The organism is Rhodopseudomonas sp., from assembly GCF_036404135.1.
Classification (GTDB): Bacteria; Pseudomonadota; Alphaproteobacteria; order Rhizobiales; family Xanthobacteraceae; genus Rhodopseudomonas_A.
In genome coordinates this window covers 13,846-36,825 of sequence record NZ_DASWPE010000052.1, presented here as the reverse complement: position 1 = coordinate 36,825, position 22,980 = coordinate 13,846, and the positions used below count along the sequence as shown (strand labels likewise).

21 protein-coding genes are annotated in these 22,980 nt (G+C 66.1%); 12 read left to right on the top strand and 9 right to left on the bottom strand.

Annotated features, from left to right (window positions below):
* Positions 1-7: 7 nt before the first annotated feature.
* The gene (locus VGC77_RS06110) at positions 8-301 is read right to left on the bottom strand and encodes a DUF4282 domain-containing protein (protein ID WP_331170680.1); all 294 of its coding nucleotides are present in this window, start codon (positions 299-301) and stop codon (positions 8-10) included.
* A 120-nt stretch (positions 302-421) separates the two neighbouring features.
* Between VGC77_RS06110 and VGC77_RS06105 the strand changes: the two genes are divergently transcribed.
* From VGC77_RS06105 to VGC77_RS06095, 3 genes are all read left to right on the top strand, one after another.
* On the top strand, positions 422-880 hold the full coding sequence (locus VGC77_RS06105; RefSeq protein WP_331170679.1) for a MaoC family dehydratase: 459 nt from the start codon (positions 422-424) through the stop codon (positions 878-880).
* Positions 881-888: 8 nt separating this feature from the next.
* Positions 889-1,371, top strand: a complete 483-nt coding sequence (locus tag VGC77_RS06100; protein WP_331170678.1) for a MaoC family dehydratase — start codon at positions 889-891, stop codon at positions 1,369-1,371.
* Positions 1,372-1,499: 128 nt separating this feature from the next.
* Positions 1,500-1,673: a hypothetical protein gene (locus VGC77_RS06095; RefSeq protein WP_331170689.1), complete on the top strand. Its 174-nt coding sequence runs from the start codon at positions 1,500-1,502 to the stop codon at positions 1,671-1,673.
* Between the two features lie 156 nt (positions 1,674-1,829).
* Here the strand turns inward: VGC77_RS06095 and VGC77_RS06090 are convergent, their stop codons facing one another.
* The 5 genes from VGC77_RS06090 to galE form a co-directional block, all read right to left on the bottom strand.
* Positions 1,830-2,240 (bottom strand): hypothetical protein, encoded by a 411-nt coding sequence (locus VGC77_RS06090; protein ID WP_331170677.1) that lies wholly within the window; start codon positions 2,238-2,240, stop codon positions 1,830-1,832.
* A gap of 152 nt (positions 2,241-2,392) precedes the next feature.
* Positions 2,393-2,824 carry a nuclear transport factor 2 family protein gene (locus tag VGC77_RS06085; RefSeq protein ID WP_331170676.1) on the bottom strand — a complete coding sequence of 144 codons (432 nt, stop codon included), beginning with the start codon at positions 2,822-2,824 and terminating at the stop codon, positions 2,393-2,395.
* A 576-nt stretch (positions 2,825-3,400) separates the two neighbouring features.
* Positions 3,401-4,102, bottom strand: a complete 702-nt coding sequence (locus VGC77_RS06080; protein WP_331170675.1) for a fumarylacetoacetate hydrolase family protein — start codon at positions 4,100-4,102, stop codon at positions 3,401-3,403.
* A 58-nt stretch (positions 4,103-4,160) separates the two neighbouring features.
* Positions 4,161-5,963, bottom strand: a complete 1,803-nt coding sequence (locus VGC77_RS06075) for an ABC transporter ATP-binding protein (protein ID WP_331170674.1) — start codon at positions 5,961-5,963, stop codon at positions 4,161-4,163.
* A gap of 265 nt (positions 5,964-6,228) precedes the next feature.
* Entirely contained in the window at positions 6,229-7,242 is a 1,014-nt protein-coding gene (gene galE / locus VGC77_RS06070; protein ID WP_331170673.1) for a UDP-glucose 4-epimerase GalE, read from the bottom strand.
* 223 nt (positions 7,243-7,465) lie between these two features.
* Here galE and waaC point away from each other — a divergent pair, with 223 nt between their 5' ends.
* Positions 7,466-8,440 carry a lipopolysaccharide heptosyltransferase I gene (waaC, locus tag VGC77_RS06065; RefSeq protein WP_331170688.1) on the top strand — a complete coding sequence of 325 codons (975 nt, stop codon included), beginning with the start codon at positions 7,466-7,468 and terminating at the stop codon, positions 8,438-8,440.
* On the opposite strand, the gene VGC77_RS06060 is transcribed toward waaC, so the two are convergent.
* Together VGC77_RS06060 and waaF are read right to left on the bottom strand one after the other, a co-directional pair.
* Entirely contained in the window at positions 8,407-8,937 is a 531-nt protein-coding gene (locus VGC77_RS06060) for an HAD family hydrolase (RefSeq protein WP_331170672.1), read from the bottom strand. The two genes, waaC and VGC77_RS06060, sit on opposite strands and share 34 nt — an antisense overlap.
* The gene (waaF, locus tag VGC77_RS06055) at positions 8,934-10,013 is read right to left on the bottom strand and encodes a lipopolysaccharide heptosyltransferase II (RefSeq protein ID WP_331170671.1); all 1,080 of its coding nucleotides are present in this window, start codon (positions 10,011-10,013) and stop codon (positions 8,934-8,936) included. Before waaF ends, VGC77_RS06060 begins: the two co-directional genes overlap by 4 nt.
* A gap of 188 nt (positions 10,014-10,201) precedes the next feature.
* Between waaF and rfaD the strand changes: the two genes are divergently transcribed.
* The 6 genes from rfaD (at position 10,202) to murJ (ending at position 17,857) form a co-directional block, all read left to right on the top strand.
* Positions 10,202-11,182 carry an ADP-glyceromanno-heptose 6-epimerase gene (gene rfaD / locus VGC77_RS06050; RefSeq protein WP_331170670.1) on the top strand — a complete coding sequence of 327 codons (981 nt, stop codon included), beginning with the start codon at positions 10,202-10,204 and terminating at the stop codon, positions 11,180-11,182.
* 22 nt (positions 11,183-11,204) lie between these two features.
* Entirely contained in the window at positions 11,205-12,677 is a 1,473-nt protein-coding gene (rfaE1, locus tag VGC77_RS06045) for a D-glycero-beta-D-manno-heptose-7-phosphate kinase (protein WP_331170669.1), read from the top strand.
* 8 nt (positions 12,678-12,685) lie between these two features.
* Positions 12,686-13,669: an SDR family NAD(P)-dependent oxidoreductase gene (locus VGC77_RS06040; protein ID WP_331170668.1), complete on the top strand. Its 984-nt coding sequence runs from the start codon at positions 12,686-12,688 to the stop codon at positions 13,667-13,669.
* Positions 13,670-13,847: 178 nt separating this feature from the next.
* Positions 13,848-14,852, top strand: a complete 1,005-nt coding sequence (locus tag VGC77_RS06035; RefSeq protein ID WP_331170667.1) for a Gfo/Idh/MocA family oxidoreductase — start codon at positions 13,848-13,850, stop codon at positions 14,850-14,852.
* An 80-nt stretch (positions 14,853-14,932) separates the two neighbouring features.
* Positions 14,933-16,081: a DegT/DnrJ/EryC1/StrS family aminotransferase gene (locus VGC77_RS06030; RefSeq protein WP_331170666.1), complete on the top strand. Its 1,149-nt coding sequence runs from the start codon at positions 14,933-14,935 to the stop codon at positions 16,079-16,081.
* Between the two features lie 246 nt (positions 16,082-16,327).
* Entirely contained in the window at positions 16,328-17,857 is a 1,530-nt protein-coding gene (gene murJ, locus VGC77_RS06025; RefSeq protein WP_331170665.1) for a murein biosynthesis integral membrane protein MurJ, read from the top strand.
* Positions 17,858-17,864: 7 nt separating this feature from the next.
* Here the strand turns inward: murJ and VGC77_RS06020 are convergent, their stop codons facing one another.
* A complete protein-coding gene (locus tag VGC77_RS06020; RefSeq protein ID WP_331170664.1) occupies positions 17,865-19,670 on the bottom strand; it encodes a carbamoyltransferase family protein in 1,806 nt (601 codons plus the stop codon).
* 425 nt (positions 19,671-20,095) lie between these two features.
* Between VGC77_RS06020 and VGC77_RS06015 the strand changes: the two genes are divergently transcribed.
* Positions 20,096-20,398, top strand: coding sequence for a hypothetical protein (locus VGC77_RS06015; RefSeq protein ID WP_331170663.1), 303 nt, complete (start codon positions 20,096-20,098; stop codon positions 20,396-20,398).
* A 222-nt stretch (positions 20,399-20,620) separates the two neighbouring features.
* Positions 20,621-22,927: a xanthine dehydrogenase family protein molybdopterin-binding subunit gene (locus tag VGC77_RS06010; RefSeq protein ID WP_331170662.1), complete on the top strand. Its 2,307-nt coding sequence runs from the start codon at positions 20,621-20,623 to the stop codon at positions 22,925-22,927.
* Positions 22,928-22,980 lie beyond the last annotated feature (53 nt).

Genomic DNA, 22,980 nt, shown 5'->3' with positions numbered 1-22,980 from the left:
CATATACTCAGCGCAGCGTCCCCTGGTCGCGGATCGCGCCGAGATGTTCGTTGATGCGGAATACGATCAGCACGAATTCCGCGACGATCCGCGAGAAGATGATGCCGACGACGACGCTGGCGAGGCTCGACAGCACCAGGATGAATCCGCCGAACGGACTGATCGCCATCGCCGCCAGCCCGGAGAAAACGCCGGAAATGCCGAACAGCACCGTCAGCACGATCACCAGCCAATAGAACGTCTTGATAATCGTCGGGGTGATGAAGCGGTCCCACTGGAACAAATCGCGAAACTCAAACATTCTGGTTCTCCCGGTCGTATCCATGACGAGGGTCGCGGGCAGAACCCCGGACGCGCGTGTTGCGGCTTGTGATTGCTCCGAATAACGGCCACAATCGGGCTCCCGCCGGCAATCCTCATCATGATGCTCAGCTTCGAAGATTTCCCTCCCGGTCCGTTCGGCAGCTTCGGTCCGCGCCGCGTCAGCCGCGAGGAGATCATCGACTTTGCCGCAGAGTTCGATCCGCAGCCGATGCATCTCGACGACGAAGCCGCCCGCCAGAGCATGCTGGGCGGGTTGTCCGGCTCGGGCTGGCACCTGTGCGCGCTGATGATGCGGATGCTGTGCGACGGCTTTCTGCTGCGCACCGCTTCGCTCGGCTCGCCCGGCGTCGAGGAGGTGCGCTGGCAGTCGCCGCTGCGGCCCGATGACGAACTGATGCTGGATGTCGAGGTGATCCACAGCCGGGTCTCGGGCAGCCGCCCGGAGACCGGGATCGTCACCTTCGGCTGCCGGCTACGCAATGCGCAGGGGCAAGTGCTGTTGGACGCCGTCACGCCGATCATCCTCAAGCGCCGCGATCCCGGCGCGGCGGCATAGGGGCCGGCATGCGTTTCTTCGAAGACCTCGTCATCGGTGACCGCCGCGAACTGGGGAGGTTCACCTTCACCGCCGAGCGGATCAAGGCGTTCGCCGCGCAGTTCGATCCGCAGGCCTTTCACCTCGACGAGCAGGCTGGCGCGCAATCCTTGTTCGGCGGGCTCGCCGCCTCCGGTTGGCATGTCGCCGCGGTGGGTATGAAGCTACTGGTGGCCGATGGCGAGCGGCAGGCCGCCGAGGCGTTGGCGCGCGGCGAAACGCCCGCGGTGTGGGGGCCGTCGCCGGGGTTTCGCGAATTGCGCTGGATCAAGCCGGTGCTGGCCGACGACCGCATCAGCTTTGCCTCCGAGATCGAATCGCTGCGCACTTCGGACAAGCGGCCGCAATGGGGAATCCTGCAAGCCCGCCATACCGGGACCAATCAGCGCGGCGAGTTGGTCTTCTCTTTCCTCCCCTCGGTTTTTGTGCCACGACGTGCGCCGGGGTCGTGACCGAGGTCGCGGCGCCGATCAAGACATTTTAATCAAATGCTATCCATTTCGCGGGAATCGCGAGGGGAACGGCTGCTCCGTTAACAAGTTATGAACCTTGTGCGGGCTTTGTGGGACTGATCAAGACGATGAATGAGATGGTGGGGACGATGGTGGCGGATCGGACGGGGCTGAAGATCGTGGGCTTTGTGTTTGCCACGATTACGCTGGCGGTGATGATCACCACCGGCATGGTCGTCAAGGGCTACGCCGACGGCGCCTATTCGCTGGAGGTTCCGGCCAGGGTGAGCATCCACCGCTGATACGCGATCCGTTCGCCTTGCGAACGGCCGATAATGCGCAATACTGCATGAGTGAAATGGCCGGGCTTGTCCCGGCCATTCGCGTTTTGGGATGTGAGGCTCCGGAAGCAGCCTCGACGCCGCGGCCGCGCCGGCCGGGGCGTCGCGAGTGCGGCGTCAGTCGTGGCGCAGGTTTTCCGCGGTGCGCTTCCACTGCGCCACATTGTCGGCGATCATTCGGGTCGACTTCATCGCCGCCTGGCTGAGTTGGGCATAGCCCGAAATCTCCCGCTGCACCCGCTGGCCTTCGGCGTGCAACAGGTCGCGCAGCGATTCCAGTTCGGAGACCAGGTTCTCGATCTCGGACAGCGAGGTTCCGGCGACGCGCTGAATCAGCGAATTGACGTTATTGACGGTGGCTTCGGCGCCGGCATCGGCCGGCTCGCTGCCGATCAGGCCCGGCGTCGGCCGCCGCAGATAGGCGACGTCGTTGCGCACGAAATCGCGGATGCCGGCTTCGACTTCCGACACCGCGGCGAGATTGCTGTCGATCTCGGCGGCTTCGAGCTTGTCTGGCGTGGCGTTCATCGGCTGTTCCCCTGGTTACGTTGAGCGAGCGGCTGTCCCCCCGCACGATGTCACGAGCCCATCAGTGCAGCGCATTTTGGCCGCAGCGCGGCCAATCTGCGGCGGCGCGTCGGTCATTCGAAGGAGTGCCTGATAACAGCGCGTTGTCGCGACTACGCGATCTGCGGCAGATCGATCGGATGGCCGATCACTTGCTCGACCAGGTCGAAGGTGTCGATCACGATGCGGATGCTCGCCAGCCGTTCGGCCTTGAACTGCGCGAAATGCGCCAGCCGCAGGCTGATCGGCTTGTTGGAATCCAGCGCGGTCAGCGAATAGCGGATCATCGAAGCCGCGGTGTCGGCGCCGAGCATCACCGCTTCACGATCGAAGCGATGGATCCGCACGTTGTCGGCGATCTGGCGGCAGACCTCGAGAATCTCCGGCTTGCCGCGTTTCGCCCCGAAAAACGGGAACATATCGATGGGACCGTACATTCGCCAATCGACGTCGTCGTCAAGCAGCGCGGCGAGGTCGTCGAATTGGCGTTCATTGAGGGCACGCAGCAATGCGCGCGAAAAACGCCAGAGGCTGTGCTCTGTCATCTGATCTCATTTCTAATACTGGATTATCAAATCAGCAGAGGTGCTTGATGGAGTCATTCTGACGTCCGCACCGAAATGCTGCATTCCCAATTCACCAGACTGAACTAGTGTCAATCGCGCGAAATGCAATAGATTTGTTGAGGCAATCCAGCGGCGAAATCATGGCGGGAAATGTGGCTTGAGGCGGCGAAGCGACGCGTAGTTAGGTCAGTCGCGTTCGTTCAGCGGACGCTGCTCGATGCGTAGCTCGCCGTCGCCACTCGCGATCACCCCGAACAGCACCGCGCCGCCGACCCCGCCGATCATCGCGCCGAGCGGCATCAGCATGAAGAACACCAAGGCGTTACCCGTAAGGCGCTACTCGTGCCCTGCGGGCTGTTGATGATTTCGGTCCAGGCGATGCCGACGCCGATGGCGGCCGCGGGCCGATCGCTGCGGCGCCGCCGCCGAGCCCCGGCGCCAATCGCAATGCCGCCATCAGCGCGATCTTCATCGTCATGCGAACGCGGTCCCCGACCGGGGATTGGTCGCGGCAAATCAACAAAGGTTCAATGCCCGGCGCGGCAATGCGGCGGGCTACAGCGCGGCACCGATCGCGACGTTGAGCGTGCCGATGCCGTCGACGCCGCAGGCGATGACGTCGCCGGGGGCAAGCGCAGCGACACCGGACGGCGTGCCGGTCATGATGATGTCGCCGGCGTCGAGCGCCACTTGCTGGGACAACTTGGCGATGATCTCCGGCACGTTCCAGATCATCTGCGAGAGGTCGCCGCTTTGCCGTTCGCTGCCGTTCACCGACAACCAGATCCGGCCCTGGGCCGGATGGCCGATGCGCGCGGCCGGCGCCAGCGCGCCGCAGGGTGCGGATTGATCGAACGACTTGCCGATCTCCCACGGCTGTTCCTTCTTGCGCGAGGCCTGCTGCAGGTCGCGCCGCGTCAGATCGATGCCGACGCCGTAGCCGTACACGCAGTCCAGCGCGCGCTCGGCCGGAATGTTGAGGCCGCCGCTCTTCAGCGCCACCACCAGCTCGACCTCGTGATGCAGATCCTTGGTCAGCGGCGGATAGGGAATCGTGGCGCCGTCCGGCGCGATCATGTCGGCGTGTTTGGCGAAGAAGAACGGCGGCTGGCGCTCGTCATTGCCCATCTCGCGGACGTGTTCGAGATAGTTGCGCCCGACGCACCAGATCCGTCGCACCGCAAATCGTTTGCTGTCGCCGCTGACGGCGAGGCTGGGCGGCGGCGGGGCCGGGATCACGAAGGACGTTGCGGTCATGCTCAAGCTCTCGAATGTGGGGACTGGATGAAGCGAACGTTGTGCGATCGCCGGCGAACTAAGCGGACGCGGCGATCGGCAATACGGGCGTGGCCTCGCGATGCTGCAGCCGGAAGAACGAGGCATAGCGGCCGTCGCGGCGCAACAGCTCGTCGTGGCGGCCGCGTTCGACGATCTCGCCGCCCTCGACCACCAGGATGGCGTCGGCGTTCATGATGGTGTGCAGCCGATGCGCGATCACGATGGTGGTGCGGTTCTGGCACAGCTGATCGATCGCGGCCTGCACCAGCTTTTCGGATTCCGAATCCAGCGCCGCGGTGGCCTCGTCGAGCAAGATGATCGGCGCGTTCTTGACCAGGGCGCGGGCGATGGCGACGCGCTGGCGCTGGCCGCCGGACAATTGCGTGCCGTGCTCGCCGACCGGGGTGTCGTAGCCGAGCGGAAAGCCCATGATGAAATCATGGGCGCTCGCGGCCTTGGCAGCGGCGACGATCTCGGCGTCGCTGGCGCCCGGCTTGCCGAACGCGATGTTGCCGCGAATGGTGTCGCGGAACAGATAGACGTCCTGGCCGACATAGGCGGTCTGCTGCCGCAACGACTGCCGCGACACCGACTGGATCGCTTGACCGTCGATCAGGATCTCGCCGCTCTGATAGTCGTAGAGCCGCAGCAGCAGCGACAGCACGGTGGACTTGCCGCCGCCGGAGGGGCCGACCAACGCGGTGACCTTGCCCGGTTCGGCGACGAAGCTCAGATGCGACAGCACCGGCTCGTCCGGCCGATAGGCAAAGTTGACGTCACGTAGTTCGACGCGGGCGTCGGTCAGTTGCAGCGCCGGCTTGTCGCTGTCGTCGGGCTCCGACGCCGGGCTGTCGACGATCTCCAGCAGCATCTTGGCGCCAACCAGGCTGGAGTTCAGTTCGATGTTGAGCCGTGCCAGCCGCTTTGCCGGTTCATAGGCCAGCAGGAACGCGGTGAGGAACGAGAAGAACTGCCCGGGGGTGGCGCCCATCGCCACCACGCGGTAGCCGCCATACATCAGCGAGGCGGCGATCGCGACGCCGCCCAGCGTCTCCATCAGCGGGCTGGAGCGGTTGGAGACCTTGGCCATCTTGTCGGCGGTGGCCTGCACCGCGGCGATGTTGGCGTCGATCCGCTCGCGCATGGTCTGTTCCAGCGTGAACGCCTTGACGGTGCGGATGCCCTGCAGGCTCTCCTGCATCGTCTCCAGGATATCGGCATTGCCGGTGAACTGGTTGTGGGCGAGGCCCTTGATCCGCCGCACCAGCTTGCGGATCACCAACAGCGCCGGCGGCGCGATCAGGAAGCCGAACAGCGCCATGAACGGGTCCTGCATCACCATCACGGTGACCAGAGCGATCAACGACAACAGATCGCGCCCGACCGCGTTGATCAGCAGGCTGAGCACCTGGGTGACCGAATTGGCGCCGGCCGACAGCCGCGCCAGGAACTCGGAGGAATGCCGGTCGGAAAAGAAGCCGACGCTCTCGCTCATCAATTTCGCGAACAGCCGGCGTTGATTGTTGGCGAGGATGGCGTTGCTGATCTGCGACAGGATCACGGTCTGGCCGTAGGTCGCGGCGCCCTTCACGGTGAAGATCACCACGGTGATGATCGACAGAACGGCGATGTCGTGCACGTTGCGGTCGACATAGGCCTTGTTGATCACCTCGCCGAGCAGATAGGCCGACAGCGCGGTGGCGGCGGCGGCGACCGCCATCATGGCGAACGCCGCCAGATAGCGGCGCCAATACGCCGCGCCCTGTTCCATCACTAGGCGGCGGACCAGGATCATCGCGCCATAGGGATCGTCGGTTATCTTGCGTGGGAGTTCGGTCATCCGCGGTCCATCTGACGGCCAAGCACGAAACGGCTGCGCGGAGGATGCCGCGAAACGCTCGTCTCCTTGCCCCCGATGGCGGGTTTTTTCAAGCCAATTCCAGGTGTTGTCCGGTGCCCGGCAGAGCCCGAGCGGGCTCGTCGCGACGAAAAACCGGCGGTGAGCTCGCGCCGTCACAGCCGCGGCTGTCAGGTGATCGCGTCCCAGGTGCAGCCCGCCGCAAGCGCGTCGCGCCGCGGCCGGGCACGGGCCGCGGAATGGCCGGTCAGGCCGACAGCGCGTGCTGTTGCGCGCCGTGGCGATCGCGCAGCAGCTTCTCCTCCCAGGCCAGCGCGTGGGCGGCGATAGTCTCGAGATCGTCGTAGCGCGGGGTCCAGTGCAGCGTCGCGCGAATCCGGCTGCTATCGGCGACCATGGTCATGATGTCGCCGGGCCGCCGCCCGGCGGTGTGAATCGCGAAATTGCGCCCCGACACCCGCCGCACCGCGTCGATGGTCTCGAGCACCGAATGGCCGCGGCCGTATCCGCAATTCAGCGTCACCGGCGCGCCGCCCTGGCGCAGATAGGCCAGGGCCGCGCAATGCGCCTCGACCAGATCGCTGACATGGATGAAGTCGCGGATGCAACTGCCATCCTTGGTCGGATAATCGGTGCCGAACACGTCGATCTTGGCGCGCTGGCCGGTCGCCGCCTCGACTGCGATCTTCAGCAGATGGGTCGCGCCGGGCGCGGCAGGTCCGACGCGCGCCTGCGGATCGGCGCCGACGACGTTGAAATAGCGTAGCGCGACGTAGCGCAGGCCGTGCGCGACCGCGGTGTCGTGCAGCATGATCTCGCTCATCAGCTTCGAGGTGCCATAGGGCGACAGCGGCCGGGCCGGCGCGTGTTCCGGCACCGGCACCTGAGCGGGATTGCCGTACACCGCCGCGGTCGACGAGAAGATGAAACGCGGTACGCCGCATTTCACCGCGGCGCTGAGCAGGTTGCACGTGGTCATGGTGTTGTTGTGATAGTAGCCGAGCGGATCGCGCATCGAATCCGGCACCACCACCGAGCCGGCGAAATGGATGATGCTGCTGACGCCGTGCGCGGCGATCACGCCCTCGACCAGGTTTTCGTCGCCGGCCTCGCCGATGAACAGCGGCACACCGCGCGGCAGCATCGCGGAGAATCCGCGCGACAGATTGTCGATCACCACGACGCTCTCGCCGGCCTCAACCAGCGCGAGCACCATATGACTTCCGATGTAGCCGGCGCCGCCGGTGACAAGCACGGTCATGCGATCGATCTCCCGTGGAGAATCCGGAGCCGCGCGGGCCGGATCGGAACAAATTGTCGCCAAACAATGCAATTGCGGTATATCGCTGCCAATGATGGCCGCGTTTGCCGGTGAATACTTTCGGCAATCGACTTTATGGTTGCCAAACTGTAACGACCCCCAGTGCGCTTTCGGCGCAATCCGCGTTCCAATCCGTGTTGCAAGCATATCCGCCATGGCGCCGATGACAGGCCTGCTCTTTATCAAGACCTCGTCGCTCGGCGACGTGGTGCACCAGATGCCGGCCGTCACCGATGCCGCGCGCAACGTCCCCGGGCTGCGGATGGCGTGGGTGGTGGAAGAGGCGTTCGCGCCGCTGGCCCGCTTGCATCCCGCGATCGCCGAGGTGATTCCGGTTGCGACCAGGCGCTGGCGCAAGCAGGTTTTTCAGCGCGCGACCTGGCACGAGGTCGCGGGCTTTGCGGCGCGGCTGCGTGAATCGGATTTCGACAAGGTGATCGATACCCAGGGGCTGATCCGCTCGGCGCTGATGGCGAAACTCGCCAGCGGCGAGCGCCATGGCTATGACGCGCAAAGCATTCGCGAGCCGCTCGCTGCGCGGTTCTACGACGTCACCCACACCGTGAGCCGCGCGCTGCATGCGGTGAAGCGCAATCGGCTGTTGACCGGGCTGGCGCTCGACTATCAGCCGCAGGGCGCGGTCGATTACGGCTTGCCGCGGCCGCAGCGCGCCGCCGCCGCGCCTTACGCGGTGCTGCTGCACGGCACCTCGCGGCCGGCCAAGGAATGGCCCGAGGCCGATTGGATCGCGCTGGGCCTGGCGTTGCAGCGCCGCGGGCTCGACCTGGTGTTGCCATGGGGATCGGAAGCCGAGCGGCTGCGCAGCGAGCGGCTGGCGGCGGCGATCCCGAATAGCCGGGTGTTGCCGCGGCAGTCGCTCGACGGCACCGCGCAGGTGATCGCGGGGGCCGCGATCGTGGTCGGCGTCGATACCGGGTTGCTGCATCTCGCCGCGGCCTACCGGGTGCCGCTGGTGGCGATCTTCATCAGCACCGATCCCGGGCTGACCGGGCCGGTCGGCTCCGGGCCGATGACGGTGGTGGGCGGCAAGGCCGCGGCTCCCGACGCGCCGCAGGCGATCGCCGCCGCCGAACAACTGCTCGATCAGCCGGCGGCGGACGTTTCGGCAAGCAGCTGAGCGACGAAGCCGTCGAGATCGCCGCCCTTGAACAGATGGCCGGGCAGACCCGCGGCGCTGGCGGCCTGAAGATCGATCGGGCTGTCGCCGATCACGAACGAGCGCTCGCGGATCACCGGCCACGCTGCCATCAGGTCGAGGATCATCCCAGGCGCCGGCTTGCGGTTGTCGCTTTGGCGGCGATAGGCGTCGACGACGCCGTCCGGGTGGTAGGGGCAGTAGCGGATGTCGTCGATCCGGGCGTTCTGGCTGCGCAATTCCGAAAGCATCCAGCCGTGCAGCGCTTCGACGTCGGCTTCGGAGAACATCCCGCGGGCGACGCCGGACTGGTTGGAAATCAGGAACACGAAATAACCGGCGTCGTTGAGCCGGCGGATCGCCGCCGCCACGCCGGGCATCCAGCGAAAACGCTCCCGCGTTCCGACATAGTGGTCGTTGTAATTGATGACGCCGTCGCGATCGAGAAACGCCGCGGGTTTTGCCGCGAGCTCGATCATGGCTGCGCCGCCGGCAGCCCGGCGGCTTCTAGCGCACGAAACGCAGCCGCAGTGACGTCGCCGGTCGCAATGTCGCGCATGCATTTGTGATGCAGCATCTTGCAGGTCGGCTTGTGGCACGGCCGGCAGGGCACCTCGGTCGTGGTCTCGATCACCGCGGTGATCGGGTTCAACGGCGCGTAGTGCCAGGCGCTGGTCGGGCCGAAGATCCCGATGGTCGGCTGGCCGATCGCCGCCGACACGTGCAGCAGCCCGGAATCGTTGGAGATCACGAGATTCGCGGCGGCCAGCGCCAGAATGCCGTCGCGCAGATCCTTGCCGGTGAGGTCGCGGGCCTTTGGCCCCGCGGCGGCGACGATCGCCTCGGCCGCCGGTGTTTCGCCGGGGCCGCCGATCACCCACACTTCATAGCCTTGCGCGGTCAGCGCCTGGGCGGCTTCCGGATAATAGCTCCAGCGCTTGGAGGGGCCGACCGCGCCCGGCGCCAGCGCCACCACCGGACGCCCGTCGAGCCCGCGGGCCTGCCGCCACGTCGTGATATGATCCGTCGGCACCTGAAGCTGCGGCTCCGGCCAGTCCATTGGCAACTCGGTACCGGCGGGCAGCGCCAGCGCGGCGCATCGGTCGATCATCCGCGGCAGCGCGCGTTCGCCGCGCCGCCAGTCGTTCAAGAGGCCGAAGCGGACCTCGCCGATGAAGCCGGTGCGTTGCGGGATACCGGCGAGCCAGGGTGCGAGGGTGGATTTGAAGGTCCGCGGCATCACCAGCGCGGCGCCGTAACGCTGCGCCCTGAAGCGGGCCGCCAAGGCCCGTTGTTGGGCCAGCGCGAGCTGGCCGCGCGGCAGGTCGCAGACGATGCCCTGGCGCACCCCGGGCATGTAATCGACCAAGGGGGCGCACAGCGAGGTGGTCAGCACGTCAACCGGGCGGTCCGGCCAGCGGTCCTTCAGTACCCGCACCACGGTATGGCAGCGCACGAAATCGCCGATCCACATATAGGGGATCAGCAGCACCGGGCTGGTCTCCGAGCGATCCGCTGCCTGTACCAATCCCGATAACAATGAAGCATAGTTCATTATTTGATGAATCCGGTTCTGCGCGCGGGATGGCAAGGCCCGCCCGATAGCGCCTCCGCCGCCGGCCGTCCAGCCGGGATTTCGTCATGTGCATGCCGACGAGGCCGCGCCGGCTCGGGTTGCCTGCCGCGGCGGAGTGGGGCAAAGCTGGCCGCGCTTTGGGTTCCGAAATCAAGTCAGGATAGGGCATGCTGCTGGTGACCGGGGGAGCCGGTTTTATCGGATCGAACGTGGTGGCCGCGCTGAACGACGCCGGCCGCGCCGATGTCGCGGTGTGCGACGTGCTCGGGCATGATGGCAAATGGAAGAATCTGGCCAAGCGCCAGCTCGCTGATGTCGTGCCACCCGCCGAGCTGATGGGCTGGCTGCACGGCCGCCGGCTCGACGCCATCATCCATCTCGGCGCGATCTCGGAAACCACCGCCACCGACGGCGACCTGGTGATCGAGACCAATTTCCGGTTGTCGATGCGGCTGCTCGACTGGTGCACCGCCAACAACGTGCCGCTGATCTACGCCTCGTCGGCCTCGACCTATGGCGACGGCGCGCAGGGCTTCAAGGACGATCAATCCGTCGCCGCGCTGAAGCAGCTGCGGCCGATGAACCTGTACGGCTGGAGCAAGCATCTGTTCGACCTTGCGGTCGCCGAGCGTGCTGCGCGCGGCGACCGGCTGCCGCCGCAATGGGCCGGGCTGAAGTTCTTCAACGTGTTCGGCCCCAACGAATATCACAAGGGCAGCATGATGAGCGTGCTGTGCAAGCGGTTCGACGACGTCAAATCCGGCCGCGTGGTGCAGTTGTTCAAGTCGCATCGCGACGGCATCGCAGACGGCGACCAGCGCCGCGACTTCATCTATGTTGACGACGTGGTGCGGGTGATGACCTGGCTGCTGGCGACGCCGTCGGTCAGCGGCCTGTTCAACGTCGGCACCGGGCACGCCCGCAGTTTTCGCGATTTGATCCTGTCCGCCTATGCCGCGCTCGGCAGCAAGCCCAACATCGAATACATCGACATGCCGGAAAGTATTCGCGGCAGCTATCAGTACTTCACCGAGAGCGAAGGCGACCGGCTGCGCGCCGCCGGCTACAATGGCGGCTTCACCGCGCTGGAAGACGCGGTGAAGCTCTACGTCAACGGCTTCCTCGACGCCGCCGACCGCTTCCGGTGATCACAACGGGATATTTGCGCTGATGCTCGACTTCGAAGCATTGTTGCCTGCGATCGGCCGCCAGACCGTGCTCTGCGTCGGCGACCTGATGCTCGACGAATTCGTCTATGGCGAGGTGTCGCGGATCTCGCCCGAGGCGCCGGCGCCGGTGATCGCGGTGCAACGCAGCGAACTGAATGTCGGCGGCGCCGGCAATGTCGCGCGCAATATCGCCGCCCTCGGGGCCCGCTGCATCTTTGTCGGGCTGATCGGCGACGACGATGCCGGCCGCACGCTCGGCGCGGCACTGGCCGCCGAACCGCTGATCGCGCCGGTGCTGGTGTGCGACGAGAGCCGGCCGACCACCCGCAAGGTGCGGTTCGTCTCGGCGCATTTTTCCACCCACATGCTGCGCGCCGATTGGGAAATCGCGGCGCCGGCGTCTGCCGCGGTTGAGCAGCAGCTGATCGACGCGATTCTGCAGCAACTGCCGGCCGCCGATATCGTGCTGCTGTCGGATTATGCCAAGGGCGTGCTGACCGCGCGGCTGATCCGCGAGGTGATCGACGCCGCGCGCAAGCTGAACAAACGGGTGATCGTCGACCCCAAGAGCCCGAATTTCGCGCTGTATCGCGGCGCCACGCTGCTGACCCCGAACCGCAAGGAATTCTGCGAGGCGACCAGAAGCCGCGCCGACAGCCAGGCCGAGATCGCGGCGAGCGCGCGTGAGGCGATCGCCGGCGCTGAGTGCGAAGCGATTCTGGTAACGCAGAGCGAGCAGGGCATGACGCTGGTGCCGCGCCACGGCGAGGCGATCCACGTGCCCGCGCATCCGGTGAAAGTGCGCGACGTCTCCGGCGCCGGCGACACCGTGGCGGCGGTGCTGGCGGTGATGCTGGCAGCGGGCGCCGATTGGGACGTGGCGCTGCGCGCCGCCAATGCCGGCGCGGCGGTTGCGGTCAGCAAGAACGGCACCGCCAGCGTCACGCTCGGCGAATTGCGCCGTAAGGTGCTGCCGCCGGCCTCGCTTGCAGCCGAAGAGAAAATCATCGCCGCCGGCGGCGACCTCGAACCGCAATTGGCGGAATGGCGCGCCGAGGGGCTGCGGATCGGCTTCACCAATGGCTGCTTCGACATTCTGCATCCCGGCCACGTCAAGGTGCTGACCGCGGCGCGCGGCGCCTGCGACCGGCTGATCGTCGGACTGAACAGCGACGCCTCGGTGAAGCGGCTGAAGGGCGAAAGTCGCCCGGTGCAGGACGAGCGCGCCCGCGCCGAGGTGCTGGCGGCGCTGGAGGCGGTGGACCTGGTGGTGATCTTCGAGGAGGACACGCCGCTGCAACTGATCGCCAAGATCGTGCCGAGCGTGCTGGTCAAGGGCGGCGATTACAGCCGCGAACAGGTGGTCGGCCACGAGATCGTCGCGGCGCAAGGCGGCGAGGTGCTGCTGATCGACATCCTGCCCGGCCATTCCACCACCTCGCTGGTGGCCCGCGCGCAGAACGGCAAGGCGTGAGCGCGGCGATGAACATCCTGGTCACTGGCGCGGCGGGCTTCATCGGCTTTCACGTCGCCCGCGAATTGCTCGCCGCCGGCCATCACGTGGTCGGGCTCGACAGTTTGAACGATTACTACGATCCGGCGCTGAAGCGCGCGCGATTGCAGCAGCTCGACGGCCAGCCGCAATTCGAATTCCTGCAGGCCGATCTCGCCGATCGTGCGACGACCGCGGCGCTGTTCGCGGCGCGCAAATTCCCGGTGGTGATTCATCTGGCGGCGCAAGCCGGGGTGCGCTACTCACTCAGCCATCCGCACGCTTATGTCGACGCCAATCTGCAGGGCTTCGTCAACGTGCTGGAGGGCTGCCGGCACAACGACTGCAAGCATCTGATCTACGCCTCGTCGTCGTCGGTCTACGGCGCCAACGCCAAATTGCCGTTCTCGGTCGACGACCGCACCGATCACCCGGTCAGCCTCTATGCGGCGACCAAGAAGGCCAACGAGGTGATGGCGCATAGCTACAGCCATCTGTACCGGCTGCCGACCACGGGCTTGCGCTTCTTCACCATCTATGGGCCGTGGTACCGCCCCGACATGGCGCTGTTTCTGTTCGCCGACGCGATCGTCGGGGGAAGGCCGATCAAGCTATTCAACCACGGCAAGATGCGGCGCGATTTTACCTATATCGACGACGTCACCGCGGTCGTCTCGCGGCTGATCGCGCGCGTGCCGCAGGCCGGCAGCGAGGCTTTCGGCTCGGCGCCGGCGAAGATCTACAATGTCGGCAATCATCACCCGGAAGATCTGATGCGCGTGGTGGCGCTGTTGGAGCATGAACTCGGCCGCGCCGCCAACAAGGACATGCACCCGATGCAGCCCGGCGACGTTCCGGAAACGTTCGCCGATGTCGGCGATCTGATTCGCGACACAGGCTTCAGCCCGGCCACCGCGATCGAGGACGGCATCCGCAATTTCGTCACCTGGTATCGGTATCACTACGAGGTGTGACCGCCTGTAACCTTTAGAAGGCTCCGAGATCGGGTTGTAATCTGGCCCGGTTCCCGCATGTAATCGTTTGAATCAAAACGTGTTTGATAACAATTGAGCGACATTCGCCAGGCTCCGAGCGACGTGCTAGGAGGACGCAGGGTTCTTTGGAACCGACCACATTAGTTCGAGGCTTGATATGATTTCCCGCGAATTTGACTTGGGCAAGGAACGCGCGCTGCGCATCGGCGTTGTCGGCGCCGGCGTGATGGGCACCAATCACGGCCGCGTGCTGGCCGGATTGCCCGGCATCGTGCTGGTCGGAATCGTCGATCCGCTGCCCGATCATCGCGACCGCGCCGGCGAACTGATCGGCTGTCCGACTTTCGCCGCGCTCGATGAGTTGCTGGAGGCCGGCGTCGACGCGGTGACCATCGCGGCGCCGACCCATCTGCATCACGACGTCGCCATCGCCTGCATCAATCGCGGCATCCACGTGCTGGTGGAAAAGCCGGTGGCCTCGACGGTGCAGGAGGGCCGCGAGATCGTCGCTGCCGCCAAGCGCGCCGGGGTGACGCTGATGGTCGGCCATGTCGAGCGTTTCAACCCCGCGGTGGCCGCGATCAAGCACGCCATCGAAGGCGAAGACATTTTGTCGATCGGCATCACCCGGGTCGGTCCGTTTCCGCCGCGAATGTCCAATGTCGGCGTGGTGATCGATCTGGCGGTGCACGACATCGACCTGATCCGCTGGTTCACCGAATCCGAGATCATCGACGTGCAGCCGCAACTGTCCAGCGCCATCGCCGAGCGCGAGGATATCGCGCTGTTGCAGTTCCGCACCGCCTCCGGCGTGCTGGCGCATATCAACACCAACTGGCTGACGCCGTTTAAGGCCCGCAACGTCACCGTGGCGACCCGCGGCAAATACGTGCAGGGCGATCTGTTGACCCGCCAGGTCACCGAATGCTTCGGCTTCCAGCCCGACGGCAGCTACTCGATGCGGCATCTGCCGGTCGGCCACGACGAGCCGCTGCGCGCAGAGCTGCTGGCCTTCGTTGACTCGGTTCGCAGCGGCGGCCCTGCCGCGGTGACCGGCGAGGAGGGCGTCGCCAGCCTCGAGATCGCGATCAAGTGCCTGGAGTCCCGCGCCGAGCCCACCGCAGCCACCTTCCGCAAGGCGCCGCGCCGCATCGCCGGCTAACCGCCACCAGCCAAAGCGCGCGCCGGCCAGGCACACGTCGGACCGGCGCGATCAACCCACCCCCATCGTAACAGGGCGTCATGAACCAGCACATCCGACCAGACCCCGTGGCCTTCATCGACATCGGCGCGCAGCGCCGAAGGCTCGGCACCGCGATCGACGAAGCGGTCGGGCGGGTGCTGACGCATTGCCAGTTCGTCAGTGGCCCAGAAGTCACCAAGCTCGAAGCCGAACTCGCGGCCTACACCGGCGCCAAGCACGTCATCAGCTGCGCCAGCGGCACCGATGCCCTCTTGATGGTGCTGTTGGCGCAGGGCGTCGGCCCCGGCGACGCGGTGTTCTGTCCGTCCTTCACCTTCTGCGCCACCGGCGAGGCCGCGGCGCTGACCGGCGCCTCGCCGGTGTTCGTCGACGTCGATCCGGTCACCTACAACATCGACGTCGCCTCGCTGAAGCGCGGCATCGCCACCGCCAAGCGGCTCGGCCTCACGCCGAAGGCGATCATCCCGGTCGATCTGTTCGGCCAGCCCGCCGACCATGACGCGATCGCCACCGTCGCGGCCGCCGAAGGCCTGTTCGTGCTCGACGACGCCGCGCAAGGCTTCGGCGCCACCTACAAGGGCCGGCGGGTCGGCAGCCTGGCGCTCGCCACCGCGACCAGCTTCTTCCCGGCCAAGCCGCTCGGCTGCTACGGCGACGGCGGCGCGATCTTCACCGACGACGACGCGCTCGCCGAACGGCTGCGCAGCATCCGGGTGCACGGCCAGGGCAGCGACAAATACGACAACGTCCGGCTCGGCCTCACCGGCCGGCTCGACACCATCCAGGCCGCGGTGCTGCTGGAGAAGCTGAAGATCTTCGACGACGAGATCGCAGCCCGCAACAAGGTCGCCGAGCGCTACGCGCAGAGCCTCGGCAACATCGTCACCGTGCCGCGCGTGACTGAGGGCAATCGCTCGATCTGGGCCTGCTACACCATCCGGCTGCCGAAAGGCACCGACCGCGACGCCTTCGCCGCGGCGTTGAAGGCGCAGGGCGTGCCGAGCGCGGTGTATTACGTGAAGTCGATGCATATGCAGACCGCTTACGCCAACTATCCGGTCGCCGACGGCGGCCTGCCGGTGTGCGAGGAACTGTCCGCTGACGTCATCAGCCTGCCGGTGCACGCCTATCTCGACGCGGCGACCCAGGACCGGGTGATCGCCGCGGTGCGCGACGCGCTGGCGTAGCCGCTCGTTACCTCTCCCCGCTTGCGGGGAGAGGTCGATCGTCGGCGAGCAGCGACGACGGTCGGGTGAGGGGGCGTCTCATTTGTCCGCTGCGTCACTCGATTCATTAACACCCCCTCACCCCAACCCTCTCCCCGCAAGCGCGGCGAGGGAGCGCGCCGCGCGCGTGGCGAAATCGGCGTGCACGATCGGCGCATTCCCCAAATCGCGGTTTTGCATCGTGGCGCGATGCTGTAGAAGCGGCTGATGCTCAGGCGTATCTTTACCGTCGGCGGCTTTACCCTGTTGTCGCGGCTGACCGGCTTTGCGCGCGACATCATGCTGGCGGCGATTCTCGGCGCCGGGCCGATCGCCGACGCGTTCTTCGTGGCGCTGCGGCTGCCCAATCATTTCCGCGCGATCTTCGCCGAGGGCGCCTTCAACGCCGCCTTCGTGCCGGCCTATGCCCATGTCCGCGGCGAGCGCGGCGAAATCTCGGCGCGGCTGTTCGCCGACCGCATCTTCACGCTGCTGTTCGCCTCGCAACTGGTGCTCTTGGTGATCGCGCTGTTGTTCATGCCGCAGATGATGAGCCTGCTGGCGCCGGGATTTTCCGACGATCCGGCGCAGCGAGCGCTTGCCATCGAACTCACCCGGATCACCTTTCCCTATCTGTTGCTGATCACGCTGGTGACGCTGTATGGCGGCATGCTCAACGTGATGCAGCGCTTTGCGTCTGCGGCCGCGGCCTCGATCTTTCTCAACATCTCGATGATGGCGACGCTGGCGCTCGCCGCGTTGTTCCCCAGTGCCGGCCACGCCGCCGCCTGGGGCGTATTGCTCTCCGGCTTCCTGCAATATTTTCTGCTGGCCGGCGATTTGTCGCGGCACGGCGGGCTGCCGCGCTTTGCCCCGCTCAAGCTCGATCTCGACGTCCGCGGCTTCTTCCGCGCGCTGGGGCCGGCGACGCTGGGCTCGATGGGCACGCAAGTCGCGTTGTTCGCCGACACCATCATCGCCACCTTCCTGCCGGCCGGCGCGTTGTCGGCGCTGTACTACGCCGACCGGCTCAATCAGCTGCCGATCGGGGTGATCGGCATCGCCATCGGCACCGTGCTGCTGCCGGAAATGTCGCGGCAACTGACCTCGGGCGACGATGTCGGCGCCAAGGCGTCGCAGCGCCGCGCCTTCGAATTCACGCTGTTGTTCTCGGTGCCGTTCGTGGCTGCGTTCCTCACCGTGCCGGACGTCATCATGCGGGCGATGTTCGCCCGCGGCGCCTTCACCAAGGCCGACGCCGCGGAGGCCGGCGCGACGCTCGCGGCCTATGCCATCGCGCTGGTGCCGTTTGTGCTGATCCGCAGCGCGGTGGCGCCGTTCTACGCCCGCAAGGACACCGCGACGCCAATGAAAGCGGCGCTGACCGGGATCGCGGTCAACGTCGCGCTGAAGCTGGCGCTGGTCGGCGCCTTGGCCCAGGTCGGCCTCGCGCTCGCCACCGCGGTCGGCGCCTGGATCAATCTGTTGCTGGTGATCGGCTTTGCGGCACGCGCCGGCTATCTCGCATTCGACCGCGCGCTGGCGACAGCGATCGGCAAATTCGTCGCGGTCGGCGTCGTGCTCGGCGCCGCGCTGTGGGCGACCGCACGCTACGCCGCGCCGTATCTGGCGCAGCTCAGCGCGCTGCGCGACGAGGCGGCGTTGGCGTTGTTGATCGGCGTCGGCGCGCTGGTCTATGGCGCGGCGATCCTGCTCTTGTTCGGCACGCGCGGGCTGCGCGCGCTGGTGCGCGGCTGAGGCGGCGCTATTTCAGATTGCCGAGCACCATGCTGGCGGCGTCCATATAGACCTTGACCAATGGGGCCACCACGCGGTGCGCCTTGGTCTTCGACACCAGCGTGTCGTGCAGCACCAGATGGTCGATCCCGGTGGTGAGGAAGCAGATCATGGCGTCGCGCGGCGTCTCCACGATCGGTTCGCCCTTGACGTTGAACGAGGTGTTGACCAGCACCGGCACCCCGGTCAGCGCCTCAAATTCTTTCAGCAGCCGATACAGCTTCGGGTTGGTGGCCTCGGAGACGGTCTGGATCCGCGCGCTGCCGTCGATATGCACGATCGCCGGGATCTTGTCGCGCCATTCCGGCCGCACCGATTTCGCCATCAGCATGAACGGCGAATCACCCTGGCCCTCGAAGATCTCGTCGGCGCGTTCATCCAGCACGATCGGCGCGAACGGGCGGAACGGCTGGCGGTGCTTGACCCGGCTGTTGAGGATGTCCTTCATTTCGGCGTGGCGCGGGTCGGCGATCAGGCTGCGATTGCCGAGCGCGCGCGGGCCGAATTCCGAGCCGCCCTGGAACCAGCCGATCACCTTCTGCTCGGCGAGCAGTTTCGCGGTCACAGCGCAGATGTCATCGTGGCGCACCGCTTCGGTCTGCGCCCGCACCATCAGCCGCTGCGTCGCGGCTTCGACCTCGGCCTCGGGATAGCTCTTGCCGATATAGGAATGCGTCATCTCGAACGTGCGCGGCTTTTGCTGAATCGCGTGCAACCCGTAATAGGCGCAACCGATGGCGATGCCGTCGTCGCCGGCGGCGGGCTGGATCCAGACATTGTCGAAGCCGGCCTCGCGGGCGAGCCGGCCGTTGGCGACGCAGTTCAGCGCCACCCCGCCGGCGATCACCAGATTCTTCGCGCCGGTGGTTTCGCGCAGCCAGCGCGCCCGCGCCAAGAGCACTTTTTCGGTGTCGTCCTGCACCCGCCAGGCGAGGTCTTCCCAGTGCCGCATCGACGGGCTTGCCTCCCACTTGCCGGGGCGGTCGACGATGTAGGGCTGGTTCAGCTCGGCGGTCCAGCGCGGCACCGTCAGCACATTGTCCTCGATCTGCAACAGCGGCTTGACCTGGTCGGGGCGGCCATAGGGCGCCAGCCCCATCAGCTCGCCGCATTTGTTCCAGTCGCCGAAGATGTAGGTCGAGGCCCGGCTGTACAGCGCGCCGAGCCCGGGCATGTTGTAGAATTCGTCGCTGAAGAAGCCGCGGTCGGGCTCCATCCACACCTTCTTCAGGCATTCCAGCCGGGTGCCGCTGAACGTGTAGTAGCTCTCCGACTCGCGCGCCAGGGGTGTCGCGGTGTCGGCGGCGGGAAACGGCTCCATGACGTCGGAGCGATAGCTGCCGACGCCGTCGACGATCATGATCGCGCCGTCCTCGAACGGCGACACCGCAAACGCGCTGTAGGCATGCGCCAGATGGTGCGAGATCGTCACCACCTTGTCGGACTTAGCGCGATACCACGGATGCGCCGCGGCCTCAGCGCGTTCGTATTCCGGCAGGAACCCCGGCATGTCCTGATAGGCGAGCCGCTCCTCCATCTCCGGCACCGGCAGGATATAGCAATTGCGCACCACCAGATCGACGTCGGCGAGCGTAATGCCCTCGGCGGCGAGGCAATAGTCGATCGCCTCCTTGTAGAAGCCGCTGGCGTGCTTTTCGCGGGTGATGCGTTCCTTGGCGATGCCGAACGCGATCTCGCCGTCGCGCAACAGGCAGGCGCTGACGTCGTGGTCATAGGTGTTGAGGCCGAGAATGTAGTTGTGCTGCTTTGCCATGAACCGTTCGCTGAAAGGAGCCGCAGCAGCCAAGTACCATACTCGCTGCGGGGCAGGGGGAGGGCGCGACGCAATTTGCCGCTATCGTTGCTTATAGCGCGCAGGGCGCAACGCTCTCAACATTCTTTGGTTGCGCAAATCCGTGACCGGCGTCGTCGATCAGAAAAATTATTTCGCCGCATTCGTCGTGCTGCATAGCACAGCGAGTTGCGACGCGGTTCGTTCCACTTGTCTCAACTGTCTGAACGAACGTTAATATTTAATCCAAGCTTGACCACCCGCGCGGCTTGATCCTACTCTGCGCCGCGAGGCCACAGACAAACCAAGGCTGATTTGGAATGCACTGACGGACGGCCTGTCTTGCGCCTTCACGTTGGGGACGCCAAACGGTTCCAGTGCTCGAAAAGACCGGGAGATCTTAAAGAATGGCTCAAAACGTCCCGCGCAGTATCCTTGCTCGCTGCCTCGCAGCGATCGCACTCGTCGGCATTTATTGTGTCAGCATCGTCGGCACATCGGCGGTGCTGCTGACCGCCAGCACCAGCACGGCTTCCGCCCAGCGGGGCCGGGGCGGCGGTGGTCGCGGCGGTGGTTTCCGTGGCGGCGGATTCCGCGGCGGTGGTCGTGGTTGGGGGCGCGGCCGGGGCTTCGGCTTCTACGGCGCGCCGATCGTCACCCCCGGCTGCTACTACAGCCGCCGTTGGGGTCGGGTGATCTGCCCGTATTGAGGGCGGGGCTTGATCGCCGCACGGCGATCAAGCCGGCTTAAGCGATATCGAGGCTTGAGCAATATCTAGAACGTGAACGGGTGTGCCGGCGCTGCTGGCGCACCCGTTTTGCTTGGCGCGCCAGGATCGGGCGTTTCGGCTGGATGGCCGAATGCCGTTTGCGCCTGCGGTCGATCCGCTGCAATATGGTCGAAAAGGCCTCGCAGCCACCTCGGAGGAACAATGGCTCCCATCAAATTCGGCGTCGGTCACAGCGTGCGCCGCAAGGAAGATGACGCGCTGCTGCGCGGCAAGGGCCGCTACACCGATGACCATGCGCCGCAGGCCACCGCCGCTGCGCTGGTGCTGCGTTCGCCGCACGCCCACGCCACCTTCACCATCGATGCCGGCCGCGCCCGCGGCCTGCCCGGGGTGCTGAGCATCCTCACTGGAGACGACGTCAGCGAGCTCGGCGGGCTGCCCTGCCTGTTCAACCTGCCCGACAAACCGTTCAAGGCGCCGGACTATCCGATCCTGGCGCGCGGCGAGGTGCGCCACGTCGGCGACGCGGTGGCCTTCGTGGTGGCGGAGACGCTGCCGCAGGCGCGCGACGCGCTGGAGGCGATCGAGGTGGAGTGGAGGCCGCTGCCCGCGGTGGTCGGCGTCGTCAACGCGGTGAAAAAGGACGCGCCGCAGGTCTGGCCGCAATTCCCCGGCAACGTGCTGTTCGACGCGCCGATCGGCGACAAGGCGGCGACCGAGGCGGTGTTCGCCACGGCGCATGCCGTCGCCGAGATCAATATCGTCAATCCGCGCATCATCACCAACTACATGGAAACCCGCGCCGTAGTCGCCGAATACGACACCAGTCGCGATCATCTGACGCTGACCATCGGCAGCCAGGGCAGCCATCGGCTGCGCGACATCCTGTGCCAGACCGTGCTGAAGATTCCGGTCGACAAGATGCGGGTGATCTGCCCCGACGTCGGCGGCGGCTTCGGCACCAAGCTGTTTCCGTATCGCGAATATGCGCTCGCCGCTTATGCCGCGCGAAAACTGCGCCGCGGCGTGAAATGGGCCGCCGACCGCGCCGATCATTTCGTCGGCGACGCGCAGGGCCGCGACAACGTCACCACGGCGCGGATGGCGCTTGCCGAGGACGGCAAGTTCCTCGCCATGGATGTCGACCTGATGGGCGACATGGGCGCGTATCTGTCGACCTTCGGCCCCTACATTCCGTTCGGCGGCGCCGGCATGCTGCCGGGACTCTACGACATCAAGACCTTTCACTGCCGGGTGCGCACGGTATTCACCAACACCGTGCCGGTCGACGCCTATCGCGGCGCCGGCCGCCCGGAAGCGGCCTATGTGATCGAGCGGCTGGTCGACGCCGCGGCGCGCAAGCTTGGGCTTTCGCCGGACGCGATCCGCCGCAAGAATTTCATCGCGCCACGCGCGATGCCCTACACCACCGCCACCGGCAAGGTTTACGATTCCGGCGACTTCGCCGCGCATCTGAAGCGCGCGATGGAGGTAGGCAACTGGAAGGAGTTTCCGAAACGCGCCAAAGCGGCGAAGAAGCACGGCCTCGTCCGCGGCATCGGGCTCGCCTCCTATGTCGAGGTCTGCGGCACCATGGGCGAGGAAACCGCCAATCTGCGGCTCGATCCCAATGGCGACGTCACCATCCTGATCGGCTCGCAATCCAGCGGCCAGGGCCATCAGACCGCCTATGCGCAGCTCGTCGCCGAGCAGTTTGGCCTCTCGCCGGAGCGCGTCCATATCGTGCAGGGCGACACCGACAAGATCGCCACCGGGCTCGGCACCGGCGGCTCGGCGTCGATCCCCTCGGGCGGCGTCGCGGTGGAACGCGCCACCGCCAAGCTCGGCACCAATCTGCGCGAGCTTGCCGCCGAGGCGCTGGAGGCCGGCGCCGCCGATCTCGAGATCAGCGACGGCACGGTGCGGGTTGCTGGCACCGACCGCTCGATTTCGTTCGCCGACCTCGCCAAACGCGAGGGCGTCGATCCGGCCAAGCTCGCCACCAGCGACAAGTTCTCCAGCGCCGACGGCACCTATCCCAACGGCACCCATCTGGTCGAGGTCGAGATCGATCCCGCCACCGGCAAGATCCAAATCGTCAACTACACAATCGTCGACGATTTCGGCATGACGCTGAATCCGCTGCTGCTCGCCGGCCAGGTGCATGGCGGCACCATGCAGGGCATCGGCCAGGCCTTGATGGAGCAGGCGGTGTACGATCCGCAGGACGGCCAGTTGATCACCGGCAGCTTCATGGACTACGCGCTGCCGCGCGCCGCCGACGGCGCGCCGATCCACTTCGAGACCCACAACGTGCCTTGCAAGACCAATCCGCTCGGGGTCAAGGGCGCGGGCGAGGCCGGCGCGATCGGCTCCTGCCCGGCGGTGGTCAATGCCATCATCGACGGCTTGTGGCGCGAGTATCATATCGATTCGATCGACATGCCGGCGACGCCGGAGCGGGTGTGGATGGCGATCCGCCAGCACGAGCGGCAGCATCGATTGTAGGCGGTGCGGTCACGCATGATTGAATGCGATCGTCATAGCAATGGTACGATCAT